Here is a 20,828-nt window from a genome sequence, read left to right on the forward strand (position 1 = left end):
GTGCCGCCCCCGTGCCTCCCTCACCGACCACGCTTCGACTTACCTTCGGCCCGAAAGGCACGATCATGGCCTCCAGCACCTGGCGCAACGCCACCACCGAAATCCACTCCGGGTACGCCCCGTCCGCCCCGCACCGCCCCATGACCGTGCCGATCTACAACTCCGCCGCCTACCAGTTCCCCGACTACGCCACTGCCGCCAAGCTCTTCGCGCTCAGGGAACCGGGCTACACGTATTCGCGCACCGGCAACCCGACCGTCGCGGTGCTGGAGGAACGTGCAGCCGCCCTCGAGGGCGGGATCGGCGCCATTGCCACCGCCACCGGGCAGTCTGCCGTCGCGATCTCCCTGCTGGCGCTGCTGCAGGGCCCGGGCCACCTGGTGGCCTCCAACAAGCTCTACGGCGGCACCGTGGACCTGCTCACGGACACCTTCGCCGACTTCGGCGTGAGCGTGAGCTTTGTGGACCCTGCCGACCCCGCGGCCTGGGCCGCGGCCATCACGGAAAAGACCCGGGGCTTCCTGCTGGAGTCCGTCTCCAACCCGCTGATCACCCTGGTGGACCTGCGCGCCATCACCGAGGTGGCCCACGCCGCGGGCGTGCCGGTGGTCGTGGACAACACCCTGGCCACCCCGGCCGCCTACCGCCCCATCGATTTCGGGGCGGACGTGGTGGTGCACTCAGCCACCAAGGCGCTGGCGGGTCACGGATCGGTTCTTGGGGGATTGGTCATTGACGCGGGCACCTTCGATTTCTCCGATGCCGCCCGCTGGCCGCAGATTGCCGCGCCGCGGGCGCGCTACTACGGGGACTCGCTGCTGGACCGCTACGGGTCCAAGGCCTACCTGATGCTGCTGCGCTCGAAGTTCCTGCACGACCTGGGTCCCACGCTCCCTGCTGCCTCCGCCGCGGCGATCCTCACGGGCATCGAGACGCTTTCCCTGCGCGTGGCCAAGGCCCAGGGCAACGTGCTGGCCCTGACCCGGGCGCTGGCAGCGCACCCGGCGGTGGCCACGGTCCACCACCCCTCGGAACACACCCATCCCGACCACGCGCTTGCTGCACGCGACTTCCCCCGGGGCACCGGCTGCGTGTTCTCCTTCGACCTCAAGGATCCGGCTGCAGTGCCGGGGCTGGTCGATTCGCTTCGGCTCTTCGCCCTGGCCGCGAACATCGGGGACACCCGCTCCCTGGTGGTTCACCCGGCGGCCATGACCCATTGCCGGCTCAACGCCTCCCAATTGGCGACCGCCGGGATCAAAGCCGGCACGCTGCGCATCTCCGCCGGGCTCGAGGATGCCGCCGACCTGGTGGCGGACCTGCTCGGAGCCCTCGATCCCCTGGGTGCCGCATCCACCACGCCGGCCGCAACGCCGCGCGAAACCATCAACGCCTAGAGAAAGGGACGAGTCACCATGGGCACCACCACCAACCACGGCTTCAACACCCAGGCCATCCACGCCGGCCAGGAACCGGACCCGTTGACGGGCGCGGTCATCCCGCCGATCTACCAGACCAGCACCTTTGTCCAGGACGGGATCAACGTGCTGCGCAACGGGCACGAATACTCCCGCGGCTCCAACCCGACCCGCAGCGGATTTGAAACCCAGCTCACCGTCCTGGAAACGGGCCACGCAGGATTTGCGTTCGCCTCCGGCATCGCCGCCGAGGATGCGCTGCTGCGCGCGGTGCTCGAGCCCGGGGACCACATCGTCCTTGGTTCCGACGGCTACGGCGGCACCAACCGGCTGATCAACCGCCTGCACGGCAAGTGGGGGATCACCAACACCCCCGTGGACATCACCGACCTCGCGGCGGTCCAGGCCGCCGTGCAACCGGGCAAGACCGCGCTGCTCTGGGTGGAGACCCCGTCCAATCCGTTGCTGGGCATCGCGGATGTCGCGGGCTGGGCCGGAATCGCCCACGCTGCAGGGGCACTGCTGGTTGTGGACAACACTTTCGCCACCCCGTTCCTGCAGCGCCCGCTCACCTTGGGCGCCGACGTTGTGGTGCATTCGACCACCAAGTACATCGGCGGGCACTCGGATGTGCTCGGCGGCGCAGTGGTCGTGGCCGACCGGGCATTCCGCGGCCAGGAGCTCGCCGAGGCCGTGGGCTTCCAGCAATTTGCCGGGGGAGCGGTGGCAGGTCCGCAGGACTGCTTCCTGGCGGCCCGCGGGCTGAAGACCCTGGGGCTGCGCATGGAGCGCCACTGTTCCAACGCTGCCGCCATTGCCGACTGGCTCCAGGGTCGGGAGGAAATTTCGACGGTGCTCTATCCGGGCCTGGAAACCCATCCCGGCCACGAACTGGCCAAAGCACAGTCCAACGGCTTTGGCGGGATCGTCTCGATGCAATTTGCCGGAGGGGAGGCGGCCGCTCGGGCGTTTGCCGAATCGACCAAGCTCTTTGCGCTCTCCGTGTCCCTGGGCGGGGTCGAGTCGCTGGTTTGCTACTCCGCGGAAATGACCCACGCCTCGGTGATCGGCACCCCGCTGGCGGTGCCGCGGAACCTGGTCCGGCTTTCGGTGGGCATCGAGCAGGTGGAGGACCTCATCGCGGACCTTCAGCTGGGGCTGGCCGCGGCGCGAGCTGCCTCGCTGCAGCGAGCCGCTTGAGAAAAGGCTTGCGGTGTTCCCGCGCCTGGTCTGAGGGGGCCGCGAAGGAACACCGCATGACCGGGTACCGTGCTTGATCGCCGGAACCGGAACCAACGGGACGGCGGGTATGGGAGTTCCCGCTGTGCCGGAGCGGGCAGGAGTGGGCCGGCATCTGGCAGCCGGTCCGCTCCTGCCGCTAGTGGTTGTGCCCCCTTGCATGACCGAGCCCAGTCACATGAACCCCGGAAGATGCGATAAGCGGCGGTTTATCCGCGACGAATGGCTGATGTTGGACGAACTGGTGATCCGATTGGACATTGCTTGATCAATTTGTGACCATTTTTTCATGTCAACTGATCGAAACGTACAACCCAAGCCCGGACTGGACGCCGAAGAGCGCAGTGCCAAGATTGCCGTGACGCTTTTTCCGCTGCTCGTCCTGGCCGGCGGGGCGATTGCCCTGCTGACCCCGGAAACCTTCAGTGGGTTCTCGAAGGCCATCAACCCCTTGCTGATGGTCATCATGTTCGGCATGGGCCTGACCCTGACGCTGCCCGACTTTGCGATGGTCGTGCGCAAGCCGCTGCCGGTGTTCCTGGGTGTTGCGGCACAGTACGTGATCATGCCGCTGCTGGGCCTGGGCATTGCGATGCTTCTTCAGTTGCCTCCGGCCCTGGCCGCCGGCGTGATCCTCGTCGGCTGCGCGCCGGGCGGCACCTCCTCCAATGTGGTGACCTACCTCGCCAAGGGTGATGTTGCGCTTTCGGTGACCATGACCTCGATCTCCACCCTGCTGGCCCCCATCTTCACCCCGCTGCTGACGCTGTGGCTGGCCGGCCAGTATCTTCCGGTTGACGCCGGATCAATGGCCAAGTCGATCGTGCAGATCGTCCTCATCCCGGTGGTCCTGGGCTTGGTGCTGCGTGTGATCCTGCCGCGCTTGGTCGCCAAGATGCTCCCCGCCCTTCCCTGGGTCTCGGTCCTCGCCATCACCGGCGTGGTGCTCATCGTGGTTGCCGGCAGTGCCGCCGCCATCTTCAGTGCCGGCCTGTTGATCCTGCTGGCAGTCATCCTGCACAACGCCGGCGGCGTTGCGCTGGGCTACGGCACCGCCAAGCTCTTCAAGCAGCCCATTGCCAGCCGCCGCACCATGGCCATCGAGGTCGGCATGCAGAACTCGGGTCTGGCCTCGGGTCTGGCCAAGACCTACTTCACCCCCGAAGCCGCGTTGCCCGGCGCAGTGTTCTCGGTCTGGCACAACCTCTCCGGCGCCTTCATCGCCGCTTACTGGCGCCGCAGCAGCGCCAAGAACGCAGCGTTCGACGCAGAATCGCAGCTTGCGGCCAAGTAATCGGTAGCCCGTAGTCACACAAGGATCCCTAGGCCGGACGATAATCGTCGGGCCTAGGGATCCTTTCGGCGTCGTCACCGGCAACTCGAGGCCCTGCGGAATCCGGGACCGTGTGCCTATCCTGAACCATGGGCGCATATGTCCTCGTTGCCTTTGTCTTACCCGTGCAGGCCGGTCTGGTCTTCCCCCGGTCCGGCTGGCCGCTGCACATCACCTTGGTGCGCTTCGACACCCGGGAAACCGCCGACGTCGTACGCTCCAGGTTCGACGGTGTGCTGCCGGCGCGGCTGGGCTTTGGCTTGCGCATCGGCCCGGATGCGCAGTTCGGCCGCAACGCGTCCGTGCCGGTCTCGCTGGTGGAACCGGAGCCGGCGCTGCATCGGCTCCATATTGACGCACTGGAAGCGCTGGGACCGCAGGTCCACTTGCCCGGCGCCCAGCACAACCGCTCGAATTACCGCCCGCACGTCACCCATGCCGCCACACGGCTGTTTCCCGGGGACCAAGTCAGCATCCGCCAGGCAGCACTGGTGGATATGCGTCCAGATAACGATCCGCGGCTGCGCCAGGTCCTGGCCGTCTGGGAACCAGCGTAGGAGACGGTTCGCCGCAGCATGCCGCCTGCCCGAGTACGTGGCGAAACTGATCGGAACCGATGTATGCGTGGGATCCGGAGGGGGACGGACAGCCTGCAGGCGATCGCTTCGCCCACCTGGATCTTTCGAGCATGAAGAAAGGGTTACGTGGTGCCGGAGGATCCTCCGGCACCACGAAACCCTTGTTATGGCACTACTGACCGGTCTACCTCGCGACGAGATCGTTCGGGTAGCGGATTCCCAATTGGTGGCGGATCCCGTCGAAGATGGCCATGGTGTTGATCGAGTGTTCCCAGGGCATGGTGGGGGATTCGTTGAGCCCCTGCTGGATGCACCTGGTCGCCTCGCGGAATTCAAATGTGAAGTTCTCGCCCACGGGCTCGAAGACCTCGGTCCGTGCCGGGCCGTCGGCCGGGTGGATGAAGAGCTTCGTGGGGTTGTGCAGCGGAGCGTTGGTCCCCAGCCAGCCATTGGTGCAGGCGATCCGCGCTTCCTTGGTGGGGGAACTGGTCAGCGATACCATGAGCTGGGCATGGCGCACGCCGGAGTAGCCCAGGGTGATGGCGGTCTGGATGTCCACGCCGTCCTCGTTGAGGTCGCAGCTGGCCTGCACCGAGGTCGGGAAACCGAAGGCGCCGATGGCCCAGGTGAGGGGATACACGCCCATGTCCAGCAGGGCACCGCCGCCGGCAGCCGGATCGTAGAGCCGCCACGTCGGGTCGTAGGGGGCCAGGAAACCAAGGTCCGCCTGGACCCAGGAAGGTTCCCCGAGCTCGCCGGATTCCAAGATGTCCAGGGCACGGCCAAACGCCGGGGTGAAGCGGGACCAGACGGCTTCCATGAGGAAAAGATCGCGCTCATGGGCCTCGGCGACCAGGGCGCGGGCCTCGTCCGCATTGACGGTCAGGGACTTTTCGCAGACCACGTGTTTACCGGATTTCAGCGCGGACATGGCGATCTCAAAGTGCTGCCCGTGCGGGGTGCCGATGTACATGGCGTCGATTTCCGGCTCGGCAAACATGGCGTCGTGGGAGCCGTAGGCCCATTCGATGTCATGTTCGTCGGCGAAGGCGCGGGCGCGTTTCTCGCTGCGCGAGGACACCGCCATTACGTTGGCGTCCTCGAGTGATTGCAGGTCGGCAATGACCCTTCCGACGATGCGTCCGGTGGAAACGACGCCCCAGTTCAGTGTGCGGCCCGTGGCCTTGATGGGCGAGGGGGCTCCCGGGTGTGCGGTGGGTGGTGCCTGGATATAACTGACCATCGCTTGTGTGCTCCCTATTTCGTGGGCGGGTGTGGACCTAGCGTGAGGCGTTGGCCTCACGGTGCTTTGCCGCCAGCACCAGGTAGTGGGCGGCGTTTTCCTTCAGGTTTTCCACCTCCTCGTCGCTCAGTTCGCGGCGGACCTTGGCCGGGACCCCGGCAACCAGCGAGCGCGGGGGAACCTGCGTTCCCTCGAGCACCAGCGCACCTGCGGCCACCAGGGAGCTCTCCCCGATGACGGCACCGTTCATGATGGTCGCGCTCATGCCGATGAGGCAGTCGTTGCCCACGGTGGCGCCGTGGACCACGGCCGAATGGCCCACCGAGACGCGCTCGCCGATGGTGCAGGGAAAACCGGTATCCGCGTGCAGGACCACGTTGTCCTGGAGATTGGTGCCTTCCTTGACGGTAATGGTGTCCGAGTCCCCGCGGGCCGAGACGCCGTAAAAGGCGCTGGTGTTTGCGGCCATGGAGACGTCCCCGGAAAGCGTGGCCGTCGGTGCCACAAAAGCGGTGGGGTCGACGGTTGGTGTGATCGAGTCAATGGTGATGATGTGGGCCATGACACCCACTGTAGCCTGTGCCCTGCGCCCATTTTGGCTGTGCGACACAACAAGGCGCGAAGCCGTTTTCGGGAATTTTCGAGGCCCGGGCCACGGAGGTGTCCCGTGGTCATCCATCGGTTCGGCTGATGGTGGCACCCTGCGGATGCGGAAGTCCGGGCAATGACATGGACGAGGCCGTGGGCCGGCATTCTTGCCAACGGGGCTTGGCTGGTTGGCGTGGGGACGGCATGCGGTGGCCACGGCCTTGGGCAACCGGATAGTGTTGTCCTTCGGCTCCGCGCCTTGGGGCTGCGGAACCTGAGACGGTGTTCGGATGCAAAAGAACGGGAGCAGCTGGGACGATGTGGCCGCAGCACAAGGTTGAGGTATACGAGCAAATGGTCGCGGCCCTCCGGCACACACTTGAGGAGCAGTCGGAGAATATCCCGGCCGAGGTCCTGGAACGACTGAACGGGATCATCAGGTCAGCGGTTCACTCCATCGACACCAGTCCGGAAATCGTGGCGGTGGGCCTGCCGGACATCGAGCCCGACGTTCTCGAGCCCGTGGTGGCCGAAGAGACATCGGTCGATTCCGCCCCGGCCGCGGTGAGCACCGTGGTCGATCCCTTCCGCCATGGCGCCCACGCCGAGGCCAACAGGATGCTTAAGGCCAGGCAACTGGCCCGCTGGCTCTGGGACCGGGACATCGGCGGTGACCAGGTTTTGGGCTTTAGCAACAAATGGCGCAACAAGATCGCCAGGGCCGCTGGCGTCAATCCACCCTCCACCTTGGAAACCTGGACGGTTGCCGTGGACCTGATGGGGCGCATGCAACAGCTGGCCGATTCGGGGACCCAACCAGAGGCCAGCGAACGCCAGCATCTGGACGAACATGACCAGTGGGCCGCTGAGCAGTAGCACTTCCTTAGCAGCTACCTGGGGCCAGCGCCGAAAGGGGCTGGGAAGAAAAGCCGGCACCAGGTACTGGTGCCGGCCCGCCAGACTAGGAGAAGACGACGGTGCGGTAGCCGTCGAGCATGACGCGGCGCTCGGCATGCCAGGCCACTGCCCGGGTCAAGGTGCGGCCCTCCACATCCCGGCCCATCGCCACGAACTGCTCGGCGGTGCGTGCATGGTCCACGCGGATGACCTCTTGCTCGATGATCGGTCCCTCGTCCAGGTCAGCCGTCACGTAGTGGGCGGTGGCGCCAATGATCTTCACGCCGCGCGCGTGCGCCTGGTGGTAGGGCTTGGCCCCCTTGAAAGATGGCAGGAACGAGTGGTGGATGTTGATGGCACGGCCGTTCAGTGCGCGGCACAAGTCATCCGACAGGATCTGCATGTAGCGGGCCAACACCACCAGCTCGATGTCGTGCTCGTCAACCAGAGCCAGCAACCGGGCCTCGGCCTCGGCCTTGGTCGCAGCGGTGACAGGTATGTGGATGAATTCGATGCCATGGAAATCGGCCATGGGCTTCAGATCCAGGTGGTTGGAGACAATGACCGGGATATCCACCGGCAAGGTCCCTGCACGCTGGGAGTAGAGCAGGTCGTTGAGGGCGTGGCCTTCCTTGGACACCATGATCATGGTGCGTACCCGGGAACCCGCGGCGGTTACCTTCAGCTCCATCCCGAACCGTTCCTTGACCGGGCCCAGTGATCCGCGCACGGTCTCGAGATCCTGGCCGGTGGCCACGGCGATGCGCATGAAGAAGTTGTGGGTCTCCGGGCTCTCGAACTGCTGCGACTCGGTGATGTTGCAACCGGCGCTCAGCAACGCTCCCGAGACGGCATGGACGATGCCCGGGCGGTCGGGGCATGACAGGGACACAATGAAATCGTTGGTGCTCACGGGGATTACGCTACAGGCAGCCCTCGCCATGGCTGAATCCTGCAGTTAAATGAAGCATTTCTAGTCGGCACCGACCGCCGCGACGGGTGCATCCAGCAGCCGTTGCGCGGCAACAGCTGCGGCCCGGCCAGCGCGCGTTGCCCCGACGGTGGAGGCTGAGGCGCCGTAGCCCACCAGGAAGAGGCCGGGGACCTTGTCGACGGTGACGGAGTCCTCGCCCATGACGATGCCGCCGCCGGGTTCGCGCAGGCCCAGCGGAGCCAAGTGGTCAAGCGAGGCCCGGAACCCGGTGGCCCAAAGGATGACGTCGACGTCCTCGGTGGTTCCGTCGGTGAAGGTAACGGCATGGGCAGAAATTGAATCAATCCCGCCACGGGAGACCAGCACACCGGAGTCGATGCCCTCGCGGTAGAAATCAGTGAGCGGAAGTCCCGTTACCGAGACCACGGATCTCGGAGTCAGGCCCGCCCGGGTGCGGCTGTTGACATTCATCTCCACCTCGATGCCCCAGGACTTGTTCTGGGGTGCTTCCCGCCACTGCGGTGCCTGTCGGGTGGACCACAGGGTGTCGATGCCCAAGGAGGCGAACTGCAGCAGGAATTGCGCGGCGCTGGTCCCGCCGCCGACCACCAGCACCCGCTTGCCCAGGAATTGCTCCGGCGCCACGAAGTCGTGGGTGTGCAACTGGCGTCCGGCGAACTCCCGTGCTCCGGGGTAGTAGGGCCAGTACGGCTTGTCCCAGGTTCCGGTGGCGTTGATGAGCGTAGCGGCGTGGACCTGGCGGCCGTCGGTGGAGATGATGGTGAAGCCTTCGGTCAGCGAGCCGGTGACGGTCTTGGCCTTGAAGGGCCGGATCACCGGCAGTGCGAACGCCGATTCATAGTCCCCGTAGTAGCGGGTGACCACCGCGGAGGCTGGTTCGGATGGGGCGGGTGTGTCCAATTCCATGCCGGGAAGGGAGTGCAATCCGTGGGCGCGGTCAAAGGTCAGCGAGTCCCAGCGATGGCGCCACGCGCCGCCGGGGCCCTCGTTGGCATCCAGCACCACGAAGTCCTGAAAGGGGACCAAGCCCTTGCGCCGCAGGTGGTGCGCCGCGGAAAGTCCCGCCTGGCCTGCACCAATGACGACCGTACGCAACTGCTCACCCATGGACTGCATGTCGGCTGGCCCTCCTTGAGGACGTGGTAATTGAAGATTCAAGTGTCACCCGGTGTAACAGTCTGACCCGCGGGCCTATTCCGACTAATATCGAAGGGTGTCGCAACTGGCGTTGGGTGGGGTGAACCACCGGGGAGCGGCACATGAGCTAACCACGGACCGCGCGCCTGGGTCCGGGGGTTGAATGATTCGCAATGTGACCCTGCCCGAAGAACAACCCTCACCCACTGGAGTTCAACATCATGAGCAAGAATCCCGTGACCAACCAATCCCTCGCCGAGCTCGACCCGGAAATCGCCGAGGTCCTGAAGCTTGAGCTTGGCCGCCAGCGCGACACCCTGGAAATGATCGCCTCCGAGAACTTTGCGCCGCGCGCGGTGCTCGAGGCCCAGGGCTCGGTGCTGACCAACAAGTACGCCGAGGGCTACCCGGGCCGCCGCTACTACGGCGGCTGCGAGCACGTGGACGTGGCCGAGAACCTGGCCATCGAGCGCGTGAAATCCCTCTTCGGCTCCAAGTTCGCCAACGTCCAGCCGCACTCCGGCGCCAGCGCCAACGCCGCTGCCCTCTCGGCCATGATCGAACCCGGGGACAAGATCCTTGGCCTTTCCCTGGCCCACGGCGGACACCTGACCCACGGCATGAAGCTGAACTTCTCCGGCAAGCTCTACAAGGTTGCCGCCTACGAGGTCGACCCGGAAACCTTCCGCGTGGACATGGACAAGCTTCGTGCCCAGGCGATCGCCGAGAAGCCGCAGGTCATCATCGCCGGCTGGTCCGCCTACCCGCGCCAGCTCGATTTCGCCGCCTTCCGTGCCATCGCCGACGAGGTCGGCGCCAAGCTCTGGGTCGACATGGCCCACTTTGCCGGCCTGGTCGCGGCAGGACTGCACCCCAACCCGGTGCCCTTTGCCGACGTGGTGACCTCCACCGTGCACAAGACCCTTGCAGGTCCGCGCTCGGGGTTGATCCTGACCAACGACGAGGCACTGGCCAAGAAGATCAACTCCAACGTCTTCCCGGGCCACCAGGGCGGGCCGCTGATGCACGCCATCGCCGGCAAGGCGGTTGCCTTCAAGATCGCAGCCGGCGAGGAATTCAAGGCACGCCAGGAGCTCACCCTGGAAGGTGCCAAGCTGCTGGCCGAGCGCCTCACCGCCGAGGATGTCACCGCGGCGGGCGTCTCGGTGCTCACCGGCGGCACCGACGTGCACCTGGTCCTGGTGGACCTGCGCAATTCGGAGCTGGACGGCAAGCAAGCCGAGGACCTGCTGCATGAAATCGGCATCACCGTGAACCGCAACTCGGTGCCGTTCGACCCGCGCCCGCCGATGACCACGTCGGGCCTGCGCATCGGCACCCCGGCGCTGGCCACCCGCGGTTTCGACGCCGCTGCCTTCGCCGAAGTCGCCGACATCATCGGCGAGGCACTGCGTGACGGACAGAAGGCTGACAAGGACGCGCTGGCCAAGCGCGTGAACACCCTGGCAAAGGCCTTCCCGCTCTATGAGGGTCTCGAAGACTGGTAAACGGCCGCCGGCCACCGAACACCGCCCGCACCATGCGCGCACGGGAACTAACTCTTGAAACGGAGCACCACAAACACATGACTGCACAGATTCTTGACGGCAAGGCAACGGCAAAGGCCCTCAAGGCCGAACTGACCGAACGCGTGGCCAAACTCGCCGAGCGCGGCGTCACCCCGGGCCTGGGCACCATCCTGGTCGGATCCGACCCGGGCTCGACCTGGTACGTCGGCGGCAAGCACAAGGACTGCGCCGAAGTCGGCATCAAGTCGATCCGCGTGGACCTGCCCGAGGAGACCACCCAGGACGAGCTGCTGGCCAAGGTCCGCGAGCTGAACGAGAACCCGGAATGCACCGGCTACATCGTCCAGCTGCCGCTGCCCAAGCAGATCGACCAGGACGTCATCCTCGAGGCCATGGACCCGGCCAAGGATGCCGACGGCCTGCACCCGATGAACCTGGGCCGCCTGGTCGCCAACGTCAACCGCCCGATGACCTCGCCGCTGCCGTGCACCCCCAAGGGCTGCGTTGAGCTGCTGGCTCGCCACGACATCGACCTGAACGGCAAGAACGTGTTGGTCGTCGGTCGCGGAGTGACCATCGGACGTCCGATCGGGCTGCTGCTGACCCGCCGCGACGTCAATGCGACGGTCACGCTGGCCCACACCGGTACCAAGGACCTGGCCCAGCACCTGGCGGAGGCCGATGTGGTCATCGCCGCAGCCGGCCAGCCGCACATGATCAAGGCCAAGGACCTCAAGCCCGGCGCGATCGTGCTGGACGTGGGCGTCTCGCGCGTCAATGACGAGAACGGCAAGGCCGTTGTCACCGGCGACGTGGAACCTGCAGCCCATGAGGTTGCCTCCTGGATCTCCCCGAACCCGGGCGGCGTGGGGCCGATGACCCGCGCCATGCTGCTGGCCAATGTGGTCGAATCCGCGGAGCGCGCTGCCGGAATCTAACCGGTTCGCCACCAAGCAACGACGGTCCGGGCGTTCCGTCCTTCAAGTGAAGGACGGAACGCCCGGGCCGTTTGTCATTTGCCAGGCAATCGTTGGCTTGCCTGCATACGATGGTCGCCATGACCCCTGACACCTCATCCGCTTCGCGGCCCACCATCTCGGTGCGTATCCGGTGGGTCATCGGTCTGACGGTGTTCGCGATGGCCTGCTTCGCGGTGATGGGTTGGCTGTTCGATCGGCCATTCCATGATGGGGCAGGCAACCGGCTGGTCTTATACGCGGGCTGGCATGACGGAGAGTTCGCAGTCCTTGCGTGTCTGCTCGGCGGCTTGGCGTTGGGAACCGCGTTGGTTCTATTGATCGCACCGCCGGTTTCACGAATCCGGAGCAATGCCTTGTTCGTTCTCGTGCAGCTCGTGCTTTTGGCTGCCGGTACCGTGCTGCTACTGTTTTGGATTTTGGTGCTCTTCTTTGCCATGCTCGGCGCCGGGATGGGCGCGATGGATTCGGTCACCGCCCCGAATGGACAGCGGGTACTCCTTGACCGCAGCATTGGCGACCAAGACATTGTGTCCGTCTGGGTTCCGGACTCGCCCAACATGTATGTGGAGGCACCCAACAGCGGCTTCCCGACAGAAACGAATATTGAGACGAAGGACTGCTCCCTGAATGCGGACGTCCGGCCTTGGATCCTGACCTGCCAGGGGTTTGACGTGATCCTGGCGGGCACTCACTAGGACAACCCCGCGGGTTAGGCGGCGGTTCGTACTCCCGGCGGAGTATGCGTGCCTACGGCCACGGCCGGATGATTGCGGAGAGTGAGAACGAGTAGTCTCGTCTCATGATCAACCGACGCCGTCCTCCACTGGGCATCCTGCCGGTGGCCGTGGCGGTCGTGCAATTGATCGGAACCCACTTCGCCGCACGGCGGTTTGACGAGTCCCTGCCGTGGGGCGCGGTACTGCTCCTGCTGGCGGGCCCGGCCCTGCTGTTGTTGCGCCGCCGAGCGCCCGGTCCCATGGTTGCCGGCATCGGGGTGGTGACCGTGGGCTACGTCGTGGCAGGCTTCCCCTGGGGTCCGTTCCCTGTGTCGTTTGCCATTGGGTTGGTCCTTGCCGTCCTCGCCGGAGCCCGCTGGTGGGCCTGGGGGAGTGCCGCGGCCGCCGGAATCGTGTTCCTGCTGCTTGCCCTGCAACAGGGGGAAAGCACCCCGGTCCTCTTCGTGCTCGTGTGGTTGATAGTCGTCCTGTTGGCAGGGGAGCTGGGGCGCAGTGCCAAAGCCCGCCGCGACGAGTTCCGTCGGGCAGCCAACGAGCGGGCCAGGCACCAGCGCGACGAGGAACGCCTGGTGCTGGCACGGGACATCCACGACGTTGTGGCGCATTCGCTGTCCATGATCAACGTACAGGCTTCCGTGGCGCTGCACTTGGCCAAGAAGGACGGCGACACCTCCGGGATGCTCGCAGCACTGGAAAACATCAAGACCGGCTCCAAGGACGCGCTCTCCGAGGTCCGCGACGTCCTTGCCGTCCTGCGACAAGACGCGCCGCGGGTTCCCAGCCAACGGCTGGAGCAACTCGACGAACTCATCGCGAGGGTCCGCGGAGCGAACCTGACCATCTCCTTTACCCCGCCGGTGCTGCCGCCCCCGGAATGGATCGATGAGCGCGTGGAGAACATTCTCTACCGGGTGGTGCAGGAATCCCTGACCAACATCGTGCGGCACGCGAAGGCCAGCCGCGTGACCGTGGCCGTCGAACTTGATGACGTGCATGCCGCGGTCGCCGTGACGGACAACGGGATCGGCATGGGCACCGGGGACGAGGGCAACGGGATTGGCGGGATGCGCGAACGCCTGGGCGCCCAGGGCGGAAAGCTCACCATCACCACCGGAGGAGCCGGCGGAGCGGGCAGGGTCGGAACGCGCATCGATGCCTGGCTGCCGGCACCCGGGAAGCCGCATGACTGAAACCCCGACACCCCCCGAACCGACACCAGGGAGCCACATGATCGGCATTCTCGTCGTTGATGACCAATCGCTGATCAGGGCGGGATTTTCCGCGCTCTTGGGGGCCGAGGACGACATGCAGGTGCTTGGTCAGGCTTCCAACGGCGTGCAGGCACTTGCACAGGCGCGCGCCCTGGAACCCGACATCGTGCTGATGGATATCCGCATGCCCCAGGGCGATGGCATCACTGCCGCTGCGGCCATCGCCTCGGACCCGTCGCTTGCACACACCCGGATCATCATGCTCACGACGTTCGAACTAGACGACTACATCCTCGATTCCATTCGGGCCGGCGCCTCCGGGTTCCTTGTCAAGGACACCGAACCCGAGGAGCTCATCGCGGCCGTGCGCATCGTCGCGGCGGGGGACTCGCTGCTCTCGCCCTCGGTGACCCGAAAGCTGCTGGCACAAGTTGCCGCCACCAAGCCCGTGCCGACGTCGCGGCAACCGGCGGCGTTCGACGTGCTGACCGAACGCGAACGCGAGGTCCTGATGCTCATCGGCACGGGCAAGAGCAACTCCGAAATCGCCGAGGAGCTTTTCATCACCCCGCTGACCGCCAAGACCCATGTCTCACGCATCATCGGGAAAATGGGAGTGCGCGACCGGACCGGGCTCGTGGTCATCGCCTATGAAAGCGGACTCATCACCCCCGGTGCACAGCCCGCTCCGCAGACCTCCCGACGGAATCCCGACTAATCCCGGCTCCACCCGCGCCTGCACCGGCCGGAGTACGCCCCGGACCCCTAGGTGTCTCCACCTGGCCGATGCGGCGAAGGATTCCCAAGGGTGAAAGTGGATACATGAGGCATAGAGCCTCGGAATCCCGCTATTCACTCTTTGAGGAGCAACCCATCATGACAACCGCGATTCTTCCGGCACTTGCATCCATGCCAGCCCACGTCTGGGGACCGGGACATGGCCCCGTATGGTTCTTCCTGTTCCCGCTCTTCTGGATCTTGCTCATTGGATTCTTTATCTTCTTCAGCCGCCGCATGTACTGGCGCCACCGTGTCCAGGGCGACCCCATGGGCGCCGAAGGCGTGCTGCGCGAGCGCTATGCACGTGGTGAAATCGATGAAACCGAGTACCGGCAGCGGCTCGAGGTGCTACGGGCCAACCGGAAATAGGCCCGGCAACAACTCCGACCGAGCACAACCGCGGGTCCAAGGACCCGTGGTTCGGCTCGGTCGAATCCTGCTTATTGGGGGCATGACATAGCCCACATATGCCCTTTCGGCTATATGTAGGGATTTGATCGAGCCTGGGAAAAGTCCCGGAACGACGGGGCCAGGGGCGGATTGCCGCATGATCATGCACAGTCCATGCCCGAAAATGAATTCAGCTAATTGGTGTCAATGCGCAACGATCAGGCATTTCACATGCGTAGCACGTAAGCTCTTGTAGATAGGAACCGAGATTTTCAGTTCTTGCGACTGAAACCGCCGCCCTAACCGTTTACCGGGAGTGACCCTTGAGTAGTATGAGTTCCACTTTGACCCCCTCGGCCCCGGAACAACGTGTATCGCGTGGTTCGGCCGGAGCCAACAATTACCGCCACCTCAAAATCCGCGTTCGTGACGCTGGCCTGCTGGGCCGCCGCAAAGGCCACTACCTGGGGCTCATCAGCGTCCTTGTGGCCATGCTTGGCGGAGCCGTCACCGGTTTTGTTCTGCTAGGGGACAGTTGGTACCAGCTGCTCATTGCCGCTGCCGTTGGTGTCATCCTGACCCAGTTCGCATTTCTTGCCCATGAGGCCTCGCACCGCCAGATCCTGACCTCGGGCCCGGCCAATGACAGGATCGGCCGCTTTCTGGCCAACTTCGTGGTGGGCATCAGCTACCAGTGGTGGATGAACAAGCACAACAAGCACCATGCCATGCCCAACACGGTCGGCAAGGATCCGGATATCGAGTGGGACACCATTTCGTTCCAGACGGAGGACGCCCAGAAGCAGAAGGGGTTCCTGAAATGGATCACCGAGCGCCAGGGCTACCTGTTCTTCCCGCTGCTGACCCTTGAGGGTTTCAACCTGCATATGCGTTCCATGATCTATTTGTTCACGAGCGAGCGAGTCAAGGATCGCAGGCGCGAGATCATCTCCATCATCATCCGGTTGTCCCTTTATGTGGCGGCCATTTACATCTTCCTCCCGGTGGGCATCGCCTCGGCCTTCATTGGCGTTCAGCTTGCCGTCTTTGGTGTGTACATGGGTGCCTCGTTCGCTCCGAACCACAAGGGCATGCCGCTGATTCCCAAGGAGTCGCGCATCGACTTCTTCTCACGCCAGGTATTGACCAGCCGCAACGTCATGGCCCGTACGACCTTTGGCAACCGCGTCCTTTCACACGTCTTCGGCGGCTTGAACTACCAGGTCGAGCACCACCTGTTCCCGTCAATGCCCCGCGCCAACCTCGCGGGCGTGGCTGCGATCGTGCGCGAATACTGCCACGAGCTCAAGGTCCCCTACACGGTCACCTCGGTCTCCCAGTCCTACGCCCAGGTCATCACGTACCTGAACAAGGTCGGCCTCTCGGCGCGCGACCCCTTTGACTGCCCGATGGTTGGCGAGTTCCGCCCCTACAAGTAGGCGGATACTGACGTCGTCGAGAGATTGCTCGGCTTGGCGGCCCTCACTGAATACTTCGCATTGCCCCCGGATCCGATTGATCGGCTCCGGGGGCAATGCGTTTGTTGGGGTGCGGTCTTCTTGCGGCCTGTAAAACGGATTCGTCACGGCTTTTCGGGATCGGCCGGCTGCGGCGCTCCAAGCATGCCGGATAGGCAAGCAGATGAGCCCTACCCGCTAGATACCGTTGTGACCGGCTGTCGTTTGGCATTGCGGTGCTTGCACCGTGGATTGAACCCAACGGCCGTGCCTGAAGCGATATGCAGGTCCAGCGCTTGCCCTTGATTAGTCAGGCCGGCCGGAAACCGGGCGGATCAGGCTCTGGCCAATACTTCGGACTCGAGGACGGTGACGAAGCCATCTCGATTTCGCTTGGAAGGCCGCGCTTGGAACGCCGCGATGCCGCTCCCCGGCATGGAGCTGAACCTGCTGGCTATTTACGAGGCAGTCGCGTTCCGAGCTTCACTGCATGGATCCAATCGAAAAATGGTCGGTGTCCGACTCCCAGATAGGGAGGGGGACACCGACCATTCGTGTCTGGCGGTGGGACCCGCGGAGCGCGGGGATACTTGTCTTCGGTCCGCTACTTGACCGGAACGGCCGGAGACTCGAGTGCCGGGCGGCGCTTGTCGAAGATCGTGGCACCGATTTCCTGCTCGGCCTGGTTGTTGATCGAGAGGTCGATTCCCTTGCGGTCACGCAGCAAGGACACCGCCGTGAGTGAAATCAGGGTCATGCACGAGAGATAGATCGACACCGACGTGGTCGTGCCGGTTGCCTGGACCAGGGCCGTGGCAATCATCGGGGCGAACGCGCCGCCGATGATGGCGCCCAGGGCGTAGGAAATGGACACGCCGGAGAATCGCACCGATGCCGGGAACAGCTCGGAGTACAGGGCCGCCTGCGGGCCGTAACCCAGGCCCAAACCGACGGCGAAGAGCGCGAAGGCCAGGTACAGCATGGGCAGCGAGGCGGAGTTGATGAGCCAGAACAACGGGAAGACGCACAGGGCCTGGGACGTGAAGCCGATCTGGTAGGTCCGCTTGCGCCCGATCGTGTCGGCCAGGTAGCCCGAAAGCAGCGTGAAGATGAACCACATGGCCGCGGCGAAGGCGACGGCAACCAGGACGTCGGTGCGCTCGAAGCCGATCGGTCCCTCGGGATTGGTGGTGTAGGCCTGCAGGAACCCGCCGGTGGTCATGTATCCGGCGGCGTTGTTGCCGGCGAACACCAGGGCGGCCAGGATGACGAGGAGCCAGTGCTTGCGGAAGAGCTCCACGATCGGGACCTTGGTCTGCTGCTTCTTGGCGGCGATTTCCTCGAAGATCGGGGATTCGTCCACCGCGCGGCGCACCAGAAAGCCAACGACGATCAGCACAATGCTCAAGAGGAACGGCACACGCCAGCCCCACTGCAGGAACTGCTCACCGGGGGAGATGACGCCGGTCATCAGTGCCATGACGCCGGAGGCCAGGAGCATGCCCAGCGGGACACCGAGCTGCGGGAAGGCCCCGGCGCGGCCGCGGCGGTCCTTGGGTGCGTGCTCGACGGCCATAAGGACCGCGCCTCCCCACTCGCCGCCGGCGGAGATGCCCTGCAGGATGCGCAACAGCAGCAGCATGATCGGAGCCATGACCCCGGCCGTGGCGTAGGTCGGCAGCACGCCGATCAGGGTTGTTGCAGCACCCATGAGGATCAGGGTGATCACCAGCATGGCGCGGCGGCCGATCTTGTCCCCGAAGTGGCCGGCCAGGAAGGCGCCGAGCGGACGGAAGAGGAAGGAGATGCCCACCGAGGCGAAGGAGAGCAACAGGCCGATCTGTGCACCGGCCGGCTTGAAGAACAGCTCGGCGAAGATCAGGCCCGCAGCCGTGGCATAGATGAAGAAGTCGTACCACTCGATGGTGGTGCCGATGATCGTGGCAAAGGCCACCCGGCGCTGGTTGGCGCGCTGGGCCGGCGTCTGGCTATGGGCAATGCTCATGGTGCTCCTCTTTGAGCGGACTGCTCGGACTGGCTCGACTCGGTCATTGGTGCCCCGGGACTGCCTGTGGCAATCCGGATTTTGTATGCCAGGTCACGAACCAGTGTTGCAGGCCACATAGATTGAGTAAACTTCAATTAGTTGTATAACATTATTGATTGGACTGAAGAATGGCCCGCTTCTCCCTGCGCCAGCTTGAACTGCTGGCCGAACTTCCTCGGCATTCAACCCTGGGGTCGGCTGCGACCGAACTGAACATCTCGGAATCGGCGCTTTCCCAGGCGATCACCGCAGTCGAGAAGATCGCCGGGGAACAACTCTGCGTCCGGCGCAAGTCCCATGGGGTGCGCATGACCCCGGCCGGCCAGTACTTTGCGGCCAAGGCTGCGCGTATCGTTGCAGATTCAGAGGAACTGGCCGAATCCTTTCCCCGCTCCGATGGAGCCCTGCGCGGTCCGGTGTCCATTGGGTGCTTCGCGTCCTTTGCCAGCCACGTGGTGCCCTCGATGCTCGAAGGCTTTCGCACCCTGCATCCGGGCATCGACGTGACGGTGCGCGTCGGCACCCACGATGACCTGCTCCCGGCCCTGGAGAACGGTGAGCTGGATCTGGCTCTGGTCTATGACCTGTTGCTGCCCACCGGATTCGCCAAGCGCGTCATCTATGAGACGCGGCTCGAAGTGGTGTTGCACCCGGAGCACCCGCTGGCCGCCAAGGACTCGATCACGCTGACGGAGCTGGAGGACGAACCGCTGATCAACTACGAATCCAGTCCAAGCACCGAAAACACCCGCAGGCTCTTTGCCGAGGCTGGGCTCCATCCCAACGTCGCCTATTCACTGCCGCAGGTGGTGCTGGTCAATGCCATGGTGGGACGCGGCCTGGGCTACGGGCTGCTGTATGCACGGCCCAATAATCCGCCGCACACGCTGGACGGTTTGCCGGTGGCCATCAGGGACCTCGAGCCGCCGAATAGCCCGAGTGCGGTCGTGGCCATCTGGCCACGCAACTCCACGCCCGGACCCCGGGCCGAGGCCCTGCTGGAACATTGCATTGCCGCGATGGACGGGGCCTGGGGCCGGGTCTGAGGCATGGCGGCTCATGCCGGTATCGGGATGCATGTCTTGGCCAGGGCCTTGAGGCTGAATCCCGGATCGGCAAGGGTCTCGGCGTCCAGCGTGATGCCCCGGCCCACGAGCCTGCGAGCGGCAATGTGGTCGGCAGGGCTGTTGACCGATTCCACTGCCGCCAGCACACCATCGCGCAGCAGCGCAATGGAAAACTTGCCACCGGACGGGTCCCCAAGTACCACCGGCTCGTCTCCGGGATCCGAGATGCCGGCGATCTGCAGGCGGATGCTGCCCTGGGTGCTCCAGAACCACGGCGTCTCGGCGTAGTGGGTGTGGTGCCCCATAATGCTGCGGGCGGCATGGCGACCGTGGTCGGTGGCGTTTTGGACCGATTCGAGTCGGGTGCGGGAACCGGTGTGGGCGTTGGGGAAGGAAGCGCAGTCGCCGACGGCCAACACGCCATCCGCGTTGGTGCGCAGCGCAGAGTCCACCAGGATCCCGTTGTCGGTGGCCAGCCCGGCCGTCTCGGCAAGTTCGGTGCGCGGTAGCACGCCCACCCCGTAGAGCACCAGGTCCGCCGGGTAGCGTCCGCCGCCAGTGGATTCGACGATCAATCCGTTTCCGTCCCGGTGGATGGAGGACACTCCCTCGTTCAGTCGCAGCTCGATGCCGTCGGCCCTGTGCCGGGCGGCAAACCACTCCGAGGCGGTCGCCGAGAGCGCTCGTCCCATGGGGCGCGGCGCGAATTCGAGCACCGTGACTTCAAGCCCGCGGGCCCGTGCAGCCGCCGCGAATTCCAGACCGATGAAGCCGGCCCCAATCACCACCACCCTGCGCGCGTCGGACAGTGCACGCTGCAGGTCTTGCGCGTCGTCGAGAGTTCGCAGGGCATGGACACCCGGGAGGGTTGCGCCCGGGCAGGGCAAGGGCCGGTTGGCGGCGCCGGTGGCAAAGACCACATGCGTATAGCGAAGTGTGGTGCCGTCAGCCAAGGAAATGTTCCGCGCCTCGGTGTCCACCGCTGTGGCGGCGGAGGCGTGCAGCGTGATCTCCTTGGCGGTGAAGAAGTCCGGCCCGCGCAACGGCAGGGGAGCGGCGGGCGAATCGACACCCAGATAGTCCTTGGACAGCGGCGGGCGTTGGTAGGGAAATGCCACCTCGTCGTTGAGGATGGTGATTGCCCCGTCGAAGCCCTCGGCGCGCAGGGAATCGGCGACCTGGATGCCTGCCTGCCCGGCGCCGATGACGACGGTGTGTTCGGTGTTGTTGTCTTCCATGGCG

19 protein-coding genes and 1 riboswitch are annotated in these 20,828 nt (G+C 64.9%); of the genes, 13 read left to right on the plus strand and 6 right to left on the minus strand.

Annotation, left to right across the window (positions count from 1 at the left end):
- Positions 1–65: 65 nt before the first annotated feature.
- From ABD687_RS18095 to ABD687_RS18110, 4 genes are all read left to right on the plus strand, one after another.
- A complete protein-coding gene (locus ABD687_RS18095; RefSeq protein WP_310289223.1) occupies positions 66–1,397 on the plus strand; it encodes an O-acetylhomoserine aminocarboxypropyltransferase/cysteine synthase family protein in 1,332 nt (443 codons plus the stop codon).
- An 18-nt stretch (positions 1,398–1,415) separates the two neighbouring features.
- On the plus strand, positions 1,416–2,618 hold the full coding sequence (locus ABD687_RS18100) for a cystathionine gamma-synthase (protein WP_310289220.1): 1,203 nt from the start codon (positions 1,416–1,418) through the stop codon (positions 2,616–2,618).
- Positions 2,619–2,946: 328 nt separating this feature from the next.
- Positions 2,947–3,951 carry a bile acid:sodium symporter family protein gene (locus tag ABD687_RS18105; RefSeq protein WP_310289218.1) on the plus strand — a complete coding sequence of 335 codons (1,005 nt, stop codon included), beginning with the start codon at positions 2,947–2,949 and terminating at the stop codon, positions 3,949–3,951.
- Between the two features lie 128 nt (positions 3,952–4,079).
- A complete protein-coding gene (locus ABD687_RS18110) occupies positions 4,080–4,547 on the plus strand; it encodes a 2'-5' RNA ligase family protein (protein ID WP_310289215.1) in 468 nt (155 codons plus the stop codon).
- Positions 4,548–4,752: 205 nt separating this feature from the next.
- Here the strand turns inward: ABD687_RS18110 and ABD687_RS18115 are convergent, their stop codons facing one another.
- Both ABD687_RS18115 and ABD687_RS18120 read right to left on the minus strand, forming a co-directional pair.
- Positions 4,753–5,811 (minus strand): Gfo/Idh/MocA family protein, encoded by a 1,059-nt coding sequence (locus ABD687_RS18115; RefSeq protein ID WP_310289213.1) that lies wholly within the window; start codon positions 5,809–5,811, stop codon positions 4,753–4,755.
- 37 nt (positions 5,812–5,848) lie between these two features.
- A complete protein-coding gene (locus ABD687_RS18120) occupies positions 5,849–6,373 on the minus strand; it encodes a gamma carbonic anhydrase family protein (RefSeq protein ID WP_310289211.1) in 525 nt (174 codons plus the stop codon).
- Positions 6,374–6,753: 380 nt separating this feature from the next.
- On the opposite strand from ABD687_RS18120, the gene ABD687_RS18125 reads away from it, so the two are divergent.
- Positions 6,754–7,275, plus strand: a complete 522-nt coding sequence (locus tag ABD687_RS18125) for a hypothetical protein (RefSeq protein WP_310289209.1) — start codon at positions 6,754–6,756, stop codon at positions 7,273–7,275.
- An 85-nt stretch (positions 7,276–7,360) separates the two neighbouring features.
- On the opposite strand, the gene purU is transcribed toward ABD687_RS18125, so the two are convergent.
- Positions 7,361–8,209: a formyltetrahydrofolate deformylase gene (gene purU, locus ABD687_RS18130; protein WP_264268323.1), complete on the minus strand. Its 849-nt coding sequence runs from the start codon at positions 8,207–8,209 to the stop codon at positions 7,361–7,363.
- Positions 8,210–8,269: 60 nt separating this feature from the next.
- Positions 8,270–9,367: an NAD(P)-binding domain-containing protein gene (locus ABD687_RS18135; protein WP_310289204.1), complete on the minus strand. Its 1,098-nt coding sequence runs from the start codon at positions 9,365–9,367 to the stop codon at positions 8,270–8,272.
- A gap of 92 nt (positions 9,368–9,459) precedes the next feature.
- A riboswitch (ZMP/ZTP riboswitch) is annotated at positions 9,460–9,547 on the plus strand.
- A 62-nt stretch (positions 9,548–9,609) separates the two neighbouring features.
- Between ABD687_RS18135 and glyA the strand changes: the two genes are divergently transcribed.
- The 7 genes from glyA to ABD687_RS18170 all read left to right on the plus strand — a co-directional run bounded on the left by glyA (position 9,610) and on the right by ABD687_RS18170 (position 16,454).
- Positions 9,610–10,896 (plus strand): serine hydroxymethyltransferase, encoded by a 1,287-nt coding sequence (glyA, locus tag ABD687_RS18140; protein WP_302262839.1) that lies wholly within the window; start codon positions 9,610–9,612, stop codon positions 10,894–10,896.
- Between the two features lie 77 nt (positions 10,897–10,973).
- A complete protein-coding gene (locus ABD687_RS18145) occupies positions 10,974–11,855 on the plus strand; it encodes a bifunctional methylenetetrahydrofolate dehydrogenase/methenyltetrahydrofolate cyclohydrolase (RefSeq protein ID WP_264268319.1) in 882 nt (293 codons plus the stop codon).
- Between the two features lie 119 nt (positions 11,856–11,974).
- Positions 11,975–12,592 carry a hypothetical protein gene (locus ABD687_RS18150; RefSeq protein WP_264268318.1) on the plus strand — a complete coding sequence of 206 codons (618 nt, stop codon included), beginning with the start codon at positions 11,975–11,977 and terminating at the stop codon, positions 12,590–12,592.
- Positions 12,593–12,696: 104 nt separating this feature from the next.
- On the plus strand, positions 12,697–13,824 hold the full coding sequence (locus ABD687_RS18155; RefSeq protein WP_302262838.1) for a sensor histidine kinase: 1,128 nt from the start codon (positions 12,697–12,699) through the stop codon (positions 13,822–13,824).
- A gap of 37 nt (positions 13,825–13,861) precedes the next feature.
- Positions 13,862–14,563 (plus strand): response regulator, encoded by a 702-nt coding sequence (locus ABD687_RS18160; RefSeq protein WP_310289200.1) that lies wholly within the window; start codon positions 13,862–13,864, stop codon positions 14,561–14,563.
- A 158-nt stretch (positions 14,564–14,721) separates the two neighbouring features.
- Entirely contained in the window at positions 14,722–14,994 is a 273-nt protein-coding gene (locus tag ABD687_RS18165; protein ID WP_302262837.1) for an SHOCT domain-containing protein, read from the plus strand.
- A gap of 353 nt (positions 14,995–15,347) precedes the next feature.
- Positions 15,348–16,454: a fatty acid desaturase family protein gene (locus ABD687_RS18170; protein WP_377700316.1), complete on the plus strand. Its 1,107-nt coding sequence runs from the start codon at positions 15,348–15,350 to the stop codon at positions 16,452–16,454.
- A 622-nt stretch (positions 16,455–17,076) separates the two neighbouring features.
- Here the strand turns inward: ABD687_RS18170 and ABD687_RS18175 are convergent.
- Complete coding sequence (locus ABD687_RS18175; protein ID WP_310289195.1) at positions 17,077–18,477, minus strand: MFS transporter; 1,401 nt, start codon at positions 18,475–18,477, stop codon at positions 17,077–17,079.
- Between the two features lie 170 nt (positions 18,478–18,647).
- Between ABD687_RS18175 and ABD687_RS18180 the strand changes: the two genes are divergently transcribed.
- Positions 18,648–19,565, plus strand: coding sequence for a LysR family transcriptional regulator (locus tag ABD687_RS18180; RefSeq protein WP_302262834.1), 918 nt, complete (start codon positions 18,648–18,650; stop codon positions 19,563–19,565).
- An 11-nt stretch (positions 19,566–19,576) separates the two neighbouring features.
- Here the strand turns inward: ABD687_RS18180 and ABD687_RS18185 are convergent, their stop codons facing one another.
- The gene (locus ABD687_RS18185; protein ID WP_310289191.1) at positions 19,577–20,824 is read right to left on the minus strand and encodes an NAD(P)/FAD-dependent oxidoreductase; all 1,248 of its coding nucleotides are present in this window, start codon (positions 20,822–20,824) and stop codon (positions 19,577–19,579) included.
- Positions 20,825–20,828 lie beyond the last annotated feature (4 nt).

It is taken from the genome of Paeniglutamicibacter sulfureus, from assembly GCF_039535115.1.
Taxonomy (GTDB): Bacteria; Actinomycetota; Actinomycetes; order Actinomycetales; family Micrococcaceae; genus Paeniglutamicibacter; species Paeniglutamicibacter sulfureus.